The organism is Pseudarthrobacter sp. MDT1-40-2, from assembly GCF_059383595.1.
The window spans coordinates 876840-888611 of sequence record NZ_JBWZCL010000002.1; the positions used below are offsets into that span (position 1 = coordinate 876840).

The 11772-nt window shown below is 63.7% G+C and carries 14 protein-coding genes; 9 read left to right on the top strand and 5 right to left on the bottom strand.

What is annotated here, in order from left to right; genetic code table 11:
• Positions 1-133 precede the first annotated feature (133 nt).
• Positions 134-1084: a manganese catalase family protein gene (locus tag AC50X5_RS10295; RefSeq protein WP_494975974.1), complete on the top strand. Its 951-nt coding sequence runs from the start codon at positions 134-136 to the stop codon at positions 1082-1084.
• A gap of 128 nt (positions 1085-1212) precedes the next feature.
• Positions 1213-1740, top strand: coding sequence for a GNAT family N-acetyltransferase (locus AC50X5_RS10300; protein ID WP_494975975.1), 528 nt, complete (start codon positions 1213-1215; stop codon positions 1738-1740).
• Positions 1741-1760: 20 nt separating this feature from the next.
• Here AC50X5_RS10300 and AC50X5_RS10305 read toward each other — a convergent pair whose 3' ends face one another.
• A complete protein-coding gene (locus tag AC50X5_RS10305; protein ID WP_494975976.1) occupies positions 1761-3197 on the bottom strand; it encodes a sugar porter family MFS transporter in 1437 nt (478 codons plus the stop codon).
• Between the two features lie 139 nt (positions 3198-3336).
• A complete protein-coding gene (rraA, locus tag AC50X5_RS10310) occupies positions 3337-3837 on the bottom strand; it encodes a ribonuclease E activity regulator RraA (protein ID WP_494975977.1) in 501 nt (166 codons plus the stop codon).
• A 100-nt stretch (positions 3838-3937) separates the two neighbouring features.
• On the opposite strand from rraA, the gene AC50X5_RS10315 reads away from it, so the two are divergent.
• The 3 genes from AC50X5_RS10315 (at position 3938) to AC50X5_RS10325 (ending at position 6849) form a co-directional block, all read left to right on the top strand.
• The gene (locus tag AC50X5_RS10315) at positions 3938-5227 is read left to right on the top strand and encodes an MFS transporter (protein WP_494975978.1); all 1290 of its coding nucleotides are present in this window, start codon (positions 3938-3940) and stop codon (positions 5225-5227) included.
• 149 nt (positions 5228-5376) lie between these two features.
• A complete protein-coding gene (locus AC50X5_RS10320) occupies positions 5377-5877 on the top strand; it encodes a DUF456 domain-containing protein (protein ID WP_494975979.1) in 501 nt (166 codons plus the stop codon).
• A gap of 9 nt (positions 5878-5886) precedes the next feature.
• On the top strand, positions 5887-6849 hold the full coding sequence (locus AC50X5_RS10325; protein WP_494975980.1) for a hypothetical protein: 963 nt from the start codon (positions 5887-5889) through the stop codon (positions 6847-6849).
• Between the two features lie 7 nt (positions 6850-6856).
• Here AC50X5_RS10325 and AC50X5_RS10330 read toward each other — a convergent pair whose 3' ends face one another.
• Entirely contained in the window at positions 6857-7471 is a 615-nt protein-coding gene (locus AC50X5_RS10330) for a helix-turn-helix domain-containing protein (RefSeq protein ID WP_494975981.1), read from the bottom strand.
• Positions 7472-7548: 77 nt separating this feature from the next.
• Here AC50X5_RS10330 and AC50X5_RS10335 point away from each other — a divergent pair, with 77 nt between their 5' ends.
• The 3 genes from AC50X5_RS10335 (at position 7549) to AC50X5_RS10345 (ending at position 9228) form a co-directional block, all read left to right on the top strand.
• Positions 7549-8478, top strand: a complete 930-nt coding sequence (locus AC50X5_RS10335; RefSeq protein WP_494975982.1) for an NAD(P)/FAD-dependent oxidoreductase — start codon at positions 7549-7551, stop codon at positions 8476-8478.
• Between the two features lie 62 nt (positions 8479-8540).
• Positions 8541-8786, top strand: coding sequence for a putative antibiotic biosynthesis monooxygenase (locus AC50X5_RS10340; RefSeq protein ID WP_494975983.1), 246 nt, complete (start codon positions 8541-8543; stop codon positions 8784-8786).
• Between the two features lie 70 nt (positions 8787-8856).
• A complete protein-coding gene (locus tag AC50X5_RS10345; RefSeq protein WP_494975984.1) occupies positions 8857-9228 on the top strand; it encodes a nuclear transport factor 2 family protein in 372 nt (123 codons plus the stop codon).
• 9 nt (positions 9229-9237) lie between these two features.
• Here AC50X5_RS10345 and AC50X5_RS10350 read toward each other — a convergent pair whose 3' ends face one another.
• Both AC50X5_RS10350 and AC50X5_RS10355 read right to left on the bottom strand, forming a co-directional pair.
• Positions 9238-9873: a hypothetical protein gene (locus AC50X5_RS10350; protein ID WP_494975985.1), complete on the bottom strand. Its 636-nt coding sequence runs from the start codon at positions 9871-9873 to the stop codon at positions 9238-9240.
• A 144-nt stretch (positions 9874-10017) separates the two neighbouring features.
• Positions 10018-10479: an Lrp/AsnC family transcriptional regulator gene (locus AC50X5_RS10355; protein WP_494976091.1), complete on the bottom strand. Its 462-nt coding sequence runs from the start codon at positions 10477-10479 to the stop codon at positions 10018-10020.
• 378 nt (positions 10480-10857) lie between these two features.
• Here AC50X5_RS10355 and gluQRS point away from each other — a divergent pair, with 378 nt between their 5' ends.
• Positions 10858-11745 carry a tRNA glutamyl-Q(34) synthetase GluQRS gene (gene gluQRS, locus AC50X5_RS10360; protein ID WP_494975986.1) on the top strand — a complete coding sequence of 296 codons (888 nt, stop codon included), beginning with the start codon at positions 10858-10860 and terminating at the stop codon, positions 11743-11745.
• Positions 11746-11772: the final 27 nt, after the last annotated feature.

Sequence of the window (11772 nt, forward strand, 5' to 3'; positions counted from 1 at the left end):
TGCAATTTTAGTAAGTATGCTTGCCAAATTGGTGGTAGGCGTGGTTATGGTGGGGGCACTCGGTCAATCAAGCAGCTATGAGGTCCGGTCGGGGGCCCGCCAGGAATACCTACCATGGAAAGAGGATTGTCCTATGTACCTGCACACACAGCTTCTGATCAACGAGATAGCAGCAGATGAGCCGGATCCGGCGGCTGCGAACGCCCTGCAGGAAGGGCTTGGTGGGCAGTTCGGCGAAATGCGCACCATGATGCAATACCTGTTCCAGAGTATGAATTTCCGTGGGGACCCCGCTTCCAAGCCCTACAAGGACCTCCTCCAAGGAGTGGGCACAGAAGAGATCAGCCACGTTGAATTGATTGGCACGACCATCTCCCGGCTCCTGGACGGATCCCCGCGGTACCAGGGTAAGAAGACGGATCCTGTGGATGAGCCCGGTGCCAAGGGTGCAACTCCCTTGAAGATTGCCCTCGATACGAGCAATATCCATCACTACCTTGTCGGGGCACAGGGTGCCCTGCCGGTAGATGCGGCCGGCAACCCCTGGAGCGGCTCTTATGTCTACAACAGCGGAAACCTGGTCCTAGACCTGCTCTACAACCTGATGCTGGAGTCCACGGGTCGTCTGCAGAAGTGCCGCATCTATGAGATGACCGAGAACAAGACCGCACGGTCCACCATTGCTTACCTGATCGTCCGCGACCAGGCGCACGAGAACGCTTTTGCCAAAGCTTTGGAGAGCCTGGGCGTGGACTGGGGGAAAGTCCTCCCCATCCCCAAGACCAACGCCGAACAGTTCCCTGAAGTCAAAAAGCTCCTGGATCAGGGGCTCCAAAGCATCCAATACACCTTTAGTGCCGACAACCTAAGTGAAGCAGGAAAGCTCTACCGGGGGGCATCGCCGTCCAATGACGGGACTGAACTGAGCACCGATGTTATTCCCGGTGGTTTTCCCATGACCATATCCCCGGAGCGTAAAGAGGAATTCGCGCCCGGCCTGGATCCTGAATTGCTCGCGCTGATTCAAGCCGTGGCCGAACAGGAACTCAAGGATGCGGATGCCCCCTCAGTGTCGAAGAGCTAGGGAAACGCTGCTGCAGCGACCAGGACGCCGTCGCGGCAGTGACGTCCACAGCCCCGGACGCCGGAGCAGTTAGCAGTTCACGACGTCGGCACTCACCGTAAGTGCCGACGTCGTGATTTGCTGGGGTCATGTTTCCCGATGACACCGCAGCTGAGTTCCCCGCCTTCCTGACTCTCGACGTCGACGGCGGGACCGTCCGCTTCCGGACGGCAACCCGCCAGGACCTGGCCGCGATCGTGCGCCTGGTGGCGGAGGACCCGCTCGCTGCAGCGCGCGAGGATCTGACCGACATGGCGCCTTACGAGGCAGCTTTCGTAGCCATCGACGCCGACCCGGGGCATTTGCTGGTGGTGGGCGAGCTGCACCCGGCTGATGGCGAGGAGCCCACGCTGGTGGCGACGTTCCAGCTCAGTTTCCTCCCGGGCTTGTCCCGAAAAGGCAGCCTGCGTTCCCAGATCGAGGCGGTGCGCGTCGCGGACAGCCTCCGCGGCCAGGGCGTGGGCCAGGAAATGGTGCGCTGGGCTATTGATGAGTCCCGCCGTCGTGGATGCGGTTTGGTGCAGCTGACCACGGACAAATCCCGCGCCGACGCGCACCGGTTCTACGAGCGGTTGGGCTTCACCGCCAGCCATGAGGGCATGAAGCTGCGCCTCTGAACGCCAGGGCAGCCTCAGGCTTACCGCTTGGAACCCTTCGGCACAAACAGCGTTTCCGCCTGCTCCAGGGACATCCCGTTGGTCTCGGGAACCTTGAACATCACAAAGAAGAACGATGCGGCGGCGAATACGGCATACATGGCGTAGGTCAGCGGGAGCGAGGCGGCAGCCATCACGGGGAAGCTCAGCGTGATGGCAAAGTTGGCGATCCACTGCGCTGCGGCGGCCAGGCCCAACGCCCGGGCACGGATCCTGGAGGGGAAGATCTCGCCCAGCAGCACCCACACCAGCGGGCCCCAGGATGCACCGAAGCTGATGACGAAGACGTTTGCGGCCACCAGGGCTACGGGACCCCATGCGCCCGGCAGCGAGATGTCCTCGCCGGTGCCCACGGCCTGCGAAAACGCCACAGCCATCACGCCGAGGGACACGGCCATGCCGATCGAGCCGGTCAGCAGGATGGGCCGACGGCCAATCCGGTCCACCAAGGCGATGGCCACAAGGGTCACCAGGATGTTGGTAACGGAGGTTGCCACGGAGATGGTCAGGGAGTCGCTCTCCTGAAAACCAACGGCTTTCCAAAGAGTCGTGGAGTAGTAGAAGATCACGTTGATACCGACGAACTGCTGCAGCACCGACAAAATGATGCCGATCCAGACCACGCCTTGAAGGCCCAGGGTCTTTCCGCGGAGGGAGCCCTCCTTGCCGGCGAGTTTGTCCATCTCGATGGCTTCTCGGATCTCGCGGATGTGCCGGTCCGTGTCCTCGGCGGGAGCGATCGAATCGAACACCTTCCGCGCCTCGTCCTCCTTGCCCTGGAACACCAGGAAGCGCGGAGATTCCGGCAGGGTGAAGGCGATCCAGCCGTACACGACGGCAGGTACGGCGCCGGCCAGGAACATCCACCGCCAGGCCTCAATGCCCAACCAGAACGGTTGGTCCGCGCCGGACGCCCCGTTGGCGAATAACGCATCCGAAAGCAGTGCCGCGAAAATACCGGTGGTGATGGCGAGCTGCTGCAGGGAGGCCAACCGGCCGCGGACCTGGCGGGGAGAAATCTCAGAGATATAGGCCGGTGCGATCACGGATGCAAGGCCGATGCCCAGCCCGCCCACCAGGCGCCAGAAGATCAGGTCCCAGACGCCGAAGGCAAAGCCGGTGCCGATCGCGCTGACCAGGAAGAGGAGGGCGCCCAGCTTCATGGCCGGGATACGCCCGTAACGGTCGGCCACCTTGCCTGCAAGGTAGGCGCCCGCGGCGCAACCGAGCAGGGCCACGGCAACGGCAAACCCGGTGACTGCCTCGGACAGGGCAAACCCGTCCTGGATGGCATCTACGGCGCCGTTGACTACTGAGGAATCGAAGCCGAAGAGGAACCCGCCCACCGCCCCTGCCAGGGCCAGCCAGATCACCCGCCCCGGAATCTTGGTGGACAGTTGCCCTGCGGCGGCGGTCATAACGCTCCTCGGTGTAAAAATCAGGTCTGTGCCCGTCGGGGCGTCCCTAGTCTTACACCAAGAGGCTTGCTTCCTGAGTCAAAGGCCGGTAAATGAGACGAAGTGTACATTTTCAAGGTCCCTACAGCGGCCGGGCGCCTCAGCGTTCCACCAGGATCCCGTCCGGATCGCACCAGACCATCGCACCCGGGCGGATCCGGACTCCGTCCAGCTCCAAGTCCACATCGGTCTCCCCAGCGCCAGCCTTGCTGCTCTTGCGGGGGTTGCTGCCCAGTGCCTTCACACCCAGATTAAGCTGTGCAATGGCTTCCCGGTCCCGGATGGCGCCGTTAATAACGACGCCGGCCCAACCGTTTGCCACGGCGCTCGCGGCGATCATGTCCCCCATGAGGGCGGTACGCAGCGATCCGCCGCCGTCCACCACCAGTACGGCTCCGTTTCCGGGAGTGCCCAGAACAGATTTCACCAGAGCATTGTCCTCCAGGCAGCGGATGGTGCGAGCCGGTCCGTTGAAATGGGTCCGGCCGCCCAGGGACTGGAATTGCAGGGAAACGGAGTCCAAGTCCTCACCGCGTTCGTCGTAAAGGTCCGCGGTGTTGACGACGTCCCGGGGGAGCGGGGTGGTATCTGGTTCAGCCATGGCTACTCCTGTTGGTCAAAAAGTGGACGAAAGCGATGATGCGCAGATGCCCCACGATAGTCTGATTCCACACGTTAAGAACCGTTCTGGGGAGCCCGCAGTGAGCCTGTCCGATACGCCTGCTTCGGCGCCAAACTCCGGAGCCGTTCCGCCCGCACAGCCATCGGCACTCGCTGACCCCATCGCCAAAGTCACGCCCCGTTGGATCACCGGCCTGGTACTGGTCAATGTAGGCATCAATGCTGCGTTCTTCGGGCCCATTAACGTCTTCATCGGCCAGCAGGCCATCGGCATCGATCCGGAAAACAAGGAAGCCATTCTTTCCCTGGTCACAGGCTGCGGCGCCGCTGTCTCGTTGGTGGCCAATCCGTTGTTCGGCGCACTGTCTGACCGCACTGTGTCCGGATTTGGCCGCCGCGCGCCCTGGGTCCTCGCCGGCGCCGTCCTGGCAACCGCGGCTCTCCTGGCCATGTCCGGCGCCGGTGCTGTGGCCCTGATAGTGCTGTGCTGGTGCCTCGTGCAGCTGGGCGCGAATGCGGCCTACGCCGCCATCACCGCCGCCGTGCCGGATCGCGTTCCCGTTCTCCAGCGCGGCGGTGTGGGCGGGCTCGCTGCCATGGGACAAACTGCGGGAATCCTGCTCGGAGCAATCTTCGGCGCCGTCGTCAGCGGGAACTACATGGTGGGCTACTGGCTCTGCGCAGCCGCCCTCCTTCTCTCCGTACTGCCCTACCTTTTCCACCGCAACGATCCGCCGCTGCCCCGCGAAGCCCGCGAGCCCTTCCATCTGGCCACCTTCGCCCGCGGCTTCTGGATCAGCCCGGCACGCTACCCGGATTTTGCATGGGCGTGGCTGACCCGGTTCCTGGTTAACGTGGGCAACCAACTGACCATCGTGTACCTGCTCTTTTTCCTGCGGGACGTCATCAAGCACGAGGATCCTGCGCTGGGCGTCCTGATCCTGACAGGCATCTACGCCGTGATGGTGATGGTGACGGCCGTGCTGGCCGGGCCATGGAGTGACCGCACCGGCAAGCGGAAACCATTCGTCATCGGCTCCTCCGCCACCATCGCGCTCGCGGCCCTGATCATGGCGTTCTTCCCGGTATGGGCCGGTGCGCTGGTGGGGGCCGCAGTGCTGGGGATCGGGTTCGGCGCCTACCTCGCCGTCGACTTTGCACTGCTCACCCAGGTTCTTCCGCACGCCATCAGCCGTGGCAAGGACATGGGCGTGATCAACGTGGCCAACTCACTGCCCCAGGTCTTCGCCCCGATGCTGGCGTACGTTTCCCTCACCTTCCTCGGTGGTTACGTCACGCTCTTTACGACGGCGGCCGTGATCGGTCTGCTGGGCGCCGTGTTCGTGGTGAAGATCAAGTCCGTCGCTTAGACCGCCCTCCCGCCGTTTCGATGGTTCCGTGTCCAGTCGATGTCCCCGGGCATCGACCCTGAACGGAACCATCGAAACGGGCGGTGACGGCCGCGGGCACGGACTGGCTGGGACAGCCGGGCGTTGGTCCGGCACATAAACTGGGGAGCATGACCCAGGAAACTGTTGTAACCGTCCTTTGCGGCCTTGCCATCCTGGTGGGTGTGGCGGGGACGATCATTCCCGTACTGCCCGGGAGCATCCTCGTCGGTGCGGCCCTGCTCGCATGGGCCATTTGGGGTGGTGCCGGCGCAGTGGGCTGGGTGGTCTTCGCGATCGGCGTGGTGTTTGTGGCAGTCGGGATGGCTGCCGGCGCCGTGCTCACCGGCCGGAAGATGAAGCAGCACGCCATCCCCGGCCGTAGCGTGGTGATTGGTGTAGTGGCCGGCGTGGTGGGCATGTTCGTCATTCCGGTAGTGGGGCTGTTTGTGGGTTTCGCCGCCGGACTGCTGCTCAGCGAACTGGCCCGGACACGGAATTTCCGCACCGCCACCACCACCAGCTGGACCGCCCTCAAAGCAACCGGGCTGGGCATCCTGGTGGAATTCGGCCTTGCGTGCCTGGCGGCCAGCGCCTGGGTGATTGGCCTGTGGGTCGCTGCGGCGACGTAGCATGGAGGAATGACCGCGGGGGATTCTGGAGCGCCGATTTACAGGGATACCCGTGACCTTACGCCCTTTGGGCATCCCCGCTTCCGCACTCCGGTAACTGATCTTGCCGGCAGCCTGGGCGGGCTGGTCCAAGGCGTGCTGGGAGGCCGCGACCATACCTTGATATCCGTGGATGGTGTTGTCCCCAGGCTGAGGCTCCGGCCGGGTAAAGCTGCCAAAGCCGTCCACGATGCCATCTTCACTAGCAGGGAACCGGGACGGCTGCTTGTGGTGGCCCGCTCCTACCCCGGCTGGGCCGGACTGTGCTATGTCATGGCGGGCCTCTTGGCATATCAGCACGGCAGGTACCTGTACGCCTGCGAGCTCCTCCAGCGCGGGCTGGCAACCAGGAACGACGACGAAGCGAACCAGTATGCCTTCGCCTACCTTTCGCAGGTGGTCACCCGGGTGGAAGTTGCCGACCGCATCGAAGTCCCCGTGCTGTTCAGCCAGGAGTCAGTGTTCCTGACTCTCTCACACGCGTTACGGGAAACCGGGCAGCTGGAAGCCGCGCTCCAGGCACTGAAGAATCTGCCGCCGTCGCTACCTACGGCGTTGGCACGCTGTGCACTGGCCTTCGCGTTGGGCAGAGACAAGGAAGTGGTGATCTGGACCGAAGGGCTGCTGAATTCCGACGACGTTGCCGCTGCGTTGTTGCTTCTCAGGGCGCGTGCACTGCGTCGGCTGGGCGCGCGGGCCAAGGCGGACTGCGCACTCGGTGAAATTCTCCGGCGTCGCAAGACCCACGTGATGCTGCGCAACGATGCCCTTTCCGACCGGGCGCTGCTGTTGCTGGACAATGGCCGCAAGACACTCAACCCCCGGGACTGGCTTCGCGGTAAGCCGGTGGAATCCGAGCTGGAGATCATCCGGAAGGACGTCGAAGAGCGAAGGCTGTGGGAGCAGGACTGGAACAAGCTGCACGGCGAGTAGGGGACTCTCAGAGCGGTCTTTCGTGCTGCTCGTTACGCTGCTTGTTCGCTCTCGCGCGGACGTGCATCTTCTCGCCTTGGCCTCCGAAGACACTGAGTACTTCTGCCTGCTGATCTCCCGTGCTGCCGAACCAATGGGGTACGTGCGTATCGAACTCGGCTACCTCCCCCGGTCCCAGGACCAGATCATGGTCGCCGAGGACAAGGCGCATGCGACCCGAAAGGACGTAAAGCCATTCATAGCCTTCGTGCGTCTTGAGGGTGGGCTCGGACTTGGACGTCGGGATGACGATCTTCCACGCCTGCATGCCACCCGGCTGGCGGGTCAGCGGGATGACTGTCCTGCCGTTGGCGTTGAGGGGTTTAAGGCGGATCCGGGGATCACCGACTTCAGGTGCCCCGACCAACTCATCAAGTGGCACGTGGTAAGCCTGAGCCAAAGGCAGGAGCAGCTCCAGACTGGGGCGCCGCTGCCCGGACTCGAGCCGGGACAAGGTGCTTTTAGAAATACCAGTGGCTGCTGCGAGGCTGGCTAAGGTCACACCACGCTTCCTGCGAAGGCGCTTGAGCCGTAGCCCCACCTGGTCAAGCGCGGCGGCAATTCCTACTGGTTGATCATTCACATGCTTATCCAACCTCCTTTTTCCCGAAATCAGCAACGATTGTTGCCGGGACTGGAATTCCGGATGAATCTGAAGCCATGAATGAATACGACGTAGTAATAGTAGGCGGTGGCGCCGCAGGATTGTCCGCGGCACTGGTTCTGACCCGCGCCCGCCGTAAAGTCCTTGTCATCGACTCCGGTGCACCCCGCAATGCCCCGGCAACCCATATGCATGGCTTCCTTTCCCGTGACGGCCTGCCGCCCGCTGAGCTCCTGTCCCTGGGGCGGAACGAGGTGGAAGGCTACGGAGGCGAAATCGCCGGCGGGGTTGTCACCGAACTGGTCCCGGCCGGCAGCTCGGGGTTTTGGGTGCTACTGGCGGACGGCCGGCGCTTTTCCACCCGGCGCCTCCTCGTTGCCACCGGACTTCGCGATGAACTGCCAGCTATCCCCGGCCTTGCCGACCGATGGGCGCGGGATGTGCTCCACTGCCCGTATTGCCATGGCTACGAAGTCCGTGACCAGCAGCTGGGTGTCCTGGGCGGTTCACCGGACACCCTCCGGTATGCACAGATCGTCCGGCAATGGGCGAAGGACGTCGTCTTGTTCGTACCAGCCGGGTTCCTGACACCCGCGCAACGCTCAGAGCTGGTTGCCCGTGCCATCGGAATTGTGGAAGGCGGCATCACCGGCATCCGGACGGAAGATGACCGCCTGCAAGGCATCGAAATGGACGACGGCAGGATCATCCCACGCGACGTCCTGTTCGTGCCGCCGCGCTTCGTTCCGAACAATGACCTGCTCGCCGGCCTCGGCTGTGAAATAGATGAAACCGGGTGGGCCGTCAAAGACGGGACAGGCAAAACCACCGTTCCGGGGGTATGGATAGCGGGCAACGTGGCCAATCCGCGGGCCCAGGTCATTACGGCGGCCGGCGAAGGATCCGCTACAGCCATGGCTATCAACGCCGACCTGGTGGACGAGGACGTCAGAAGAGCCGTCAAGGCCTTCAATATGGGCTTCTAGCCCCAGCCTTTCCGACCTCAGCGAATTTCCAACCCCAAGAGAAAAGCTATCAAGGAGCTCCTATGTCCAGTACTTCAACAACCACTCGCCCTGCACCACCAACAAAGCACCAGCTGGCGCTGATGATCTGGCTCGCTGTTTTCCCCACCTTGACCGCCATCAACCTCGTCCTCGGAGACTGGCTGGCCACGCTGAATCCCGTCCTGCGGACATTTATCCTGGCCACCGTTGCTGTTCCCATCGTTATCTACGGCATCATGCCGCAGCTTCACCGGCTGCGCACCCTGATAATGCACCGGCGTCGATGAGAAGCCGAGAGGCCAGCACTTCTCCCACTCGGCTCTTGTGGCTATAGCGGCCCCGGAGTACAACGGAGAAATGAGTGAGGCAATCACGTCCTGGATGCAGAAGTACATTTCTGCATGGACGACCAACGAACCGGAAGATATAGGGGCGCTTTTCAGTGATAACGCTGTGTACGCCACCAGGCCACACGACCCCGACCCCTGGATCGGGCGCGAGCAAATCGTTGAGCGTTGGCTGGAGGCCAAGGACGAACCCGGGGGTTGGACCTTCGATTGGAAATTGCTCGGGACCGACGGGGACCTTGCCTTCGTCCAGGGTTACACGGACTACCTGGGGGACCCGCCCAGCTATCACAACCTCTGGATCATCCGACTCACGCCGGAAGGCCGAGCGGCGGAATTCACTGAATGGTTCATGGAGGACGGCAGCCAGGGAGCTCCCTAACGCGTCCAGCTACGGCAGCGGCATCACGTTGACGAAGATCACCTGGGTGTCTTTGCCGCCGTCGTACCTTAGGTCGTAGTTGACCTCCAGGCCAATGGCGGTCCCGGGTGTCAGGGAGTAGGAGGTCTCCCTGGCCGGATCGGCCTCGGCGGAGGCGATCCAGCGCTCGGCGTCAGCGGCATCGATGCCGTAGCGTTCCACGCCGTCGCGGATCAGCGCGAAGTAGTCCTCGGGAGAGTCTGCTGTGAGGAAGTAGGTCACCACACTGAAATCGTTCCGGACGGCGGTGGTATTGAAGCGGATGCGGTCCGTCTCGGCCTCGAGCCGGCCGTCCGGTGCGTCGATGGTGAGGTTAAGCAGCCCCGCATCCTGCGTGTCGATTTCCGGGCCGAAGCTCCCGCCGTCGAGGCCCACCGCAAACTTCACCAGCGCTCCGGAAGTCATGTCCAGCCTGGCCTGGAGGGTCTGCCGGATGCGGTCCACGCCGGCGGCGTCCAGGGTGGAGTACTCGGAGGTGTCGATGGAACTCCCTTGGGAAGTGGGTACAGGACGGGTCCCGGGACTGGTTCCGGGGGAGGCGCAGGCGGAGGCGCCGAGGATAGCTGTTAGGGCGGCAAGGGCGACGCCGGTGCGGAGCCGGTTCACTGGTGGGCCTCCACGTCGAAGCCGTCAAGGAACCTGCGGGTGATGTTGTCGTTCCCTGCCATGTGTCCCCCGATTTGAGTCTGCCTCCACCCTAGCCGGACGCTCCCGACGGCGGCGATGGGGGAGAGGTGCCAATCTGCACCTTTACGCTTCGCGGAGCAGGCCCGTGGTCCGGTAGGGGATCACCTCACGCAAGAACATGCTGGTGGAGGTACGGACAATGCCCGGGCAAAGCCGGATTTCTTCGGACACCCGGTAGAGGTCATCGGGGCTGGCGGCCACCACACGGATCAGCAGGTCGGTGTCGCCGGCGGGTGCGTGGCATTCGAGGACTTCGGGAATTTTACGCAGCGCGGCAATCGCCTCGTTCAGGTGGCTCTGGTCCAGCTCGGCACTGACCGCTGCGGCCACGCCCCTGCCCATCGCGGCAGGAAGCACGCGGCTGCTGTTGGGACGAAGAGCGCCCGACGCCGTCATCCGCTCCAGTCGCGACTGGACAGTTCCGCGCGCAAGGCCCAGCCGCTGGGCCAGGACCATGATGGGAAGGCGGGGATCGTCGTCGAGCGCCATCAGGATACGGCGGTCGGTGGTGTCAAGGATCTGCAAAGTGCCCACTTTCGGAATCTACTGCCGGCAAGTACTGGTCAGATTGACCGGTCGGCTTCGTGCTTGTTGTGCCAACTGTATGACTCCTGCTCAAATAGTGGCAACAGGGACAACGGCGAACGCTGAATCCCGCACAGGCTACAGGAAACCCGGCACACCACCCGGACCCTGGACCAGGCATCCCGCAAGGACGCTGCCGCTGACTGACTCTTGTTCACACCAACGTCCGTTAGCCCCTCTGTCATTCGAACGACTTGTTCACAAGTGCCACCGCCCGGCGAGTGGCACGGCAAGGGCCCCTGAGCCACCGAACCGCGGAAGTGTCCGCAGCGTTCTGTAGCTGAGGGGCTCTTGTGCATGGCGGCATAGGCTTGGGGCATGACTTTCGCAGGCCGCTTCGCCCCCAGCCCTTCGGGCGAACTGCACGTCGGCAACCTGCGCACTGCCATGCTGGCCTGGCTCTTCGCACGTTCCACCGGACGGACCTTCCTGCTCCGGGTGGAGGACCTGGACCGGGCCCGGGCAGGCGCCGAAGCCGTGCAGCTGCGGGACCTGCAGGCTGTGGGCGTCACATGGGACGGCGACGTGGTGCGCCAGACGGACCGGGAATCTCTCTATGCGGACGCAATCAACTGGCTTGCCGCGGCCGGCCTGGCCTACGAATGTTTCTGCACCCGGCGTGAAATACAGGAAGCGCCCTCCGCCCCGCACGCACCGCAGGGCGCCTATCCGGGCACGTGCCGGGATTTGTCTGCAGAGGAGCGCGATGCCCGGCGGGCCGTGCGCCCGGCCGCGATCAGGCTGCGCTCCGGGGTTTCAGAACTTTCCGTCAGCGACGTCCTGCATGGCGGGTTCACCGGGGTGGTGGATGATTTTGTGCTGCGCCGCAACGACGGTGTTGCGGCCTACAACCTCGCGGTGGTGGTGGATGACGCCGGGCAGGGCGTGGACCAGGTGGTCCGCGGCGACGACCTCCTGCCGTCCACACCGCGGCAGGCCTACCTGGCGTCACTGCTGGGATATCCGGTGCCGGACTACGCCCACGTTCCCCTGGTACTCAATGCGGACGGCGCCCGGCTGGCCAAGCGCGACGGCGCCGTCACCCTGGCGGACCTCGCCCTCGAAGGCCACTCCGCCGCCGATGTGGCCGCCTTCGTGCTGGCATCCCTGGGCCTGCCGGAAACCCTCGAGGCCGCGCTCGCCGGTTTTGATCCTGCGAAGCTGCCCCGGGACCCGTGGATCTGGAAGGGAATGCCCGGGCTTTAAGGGAAAGGCCAGGTTTGGGGGCAGCCG

Coding starts and splice junctions, on each gene's coding strand:
- AC50X5_RS10300 (WP_494975975.1), top strand. CDS start 1,213: ATGTTTCCCGATGACACCGCAGCTGAGTTCCCCGCCTTCCTGACTCTC.
- AC50X5_RS10340 (WP_494975983.1), top strand. CDS start 8,541: ATGTCCAGTACTTCAACAACCACTCGCCCTGCACCACCAACAAAGCAC.
- AC50X5_RS10320 (WP_494975979.1), top strand. CDS start 5,377: ATGACCCAGGAAACTGTTGTAACCGTCCTTTGCGGCCTTGCCATCCTG.
- AC50X5_RS10345 (WP_494975984.1), top strand. CDS start 8,857: ATGAGTGAGGCAATCACGTCCTGGATGCAGAAGTACATTTCTGCATGG.
- rraA (WP_494975977.1), bottom strand. CDS start 3,837: ATGGCTGAACCAGATACCACCCCGCTCCCCCGGGACGTCGTCAACACC.
- gluQRS (WP_494975986.1), top strand. CDS start 10,858: ATGACTTTCGCAGGCCGCTTCGCCCCCAGCCCTTCGGGCGAACTGCAC.
- AC50X5_RS10335 (WP_494975982.1), top strand. CDS start 7,549: ATGAATGAATACGACGTAGTAATAGTAGGCGGTGGCGCCGCAGGATTG.
- AC50X5_RS10325 (WP_494975980.1), top strand. CDS start 5,887: ATGACCGCGGGGGATTCTGGAGCGCCGATTTACAGGGATACCCGTGAC.
- AC50X5_RS10305 (WP_494975976.1), bottom strand. CDS start 3,197: ATGACCGCCGCCGCAGGGCAACTGTCCACCAAGATTCCGGGGCGGGTG.
- AC50X5_RS10295 (WP_494975974.1), top strand. CDS start 134: ATGTACCTGCACACACAGCTTCTGATCAACGAGATAGCAGCAGATGAG.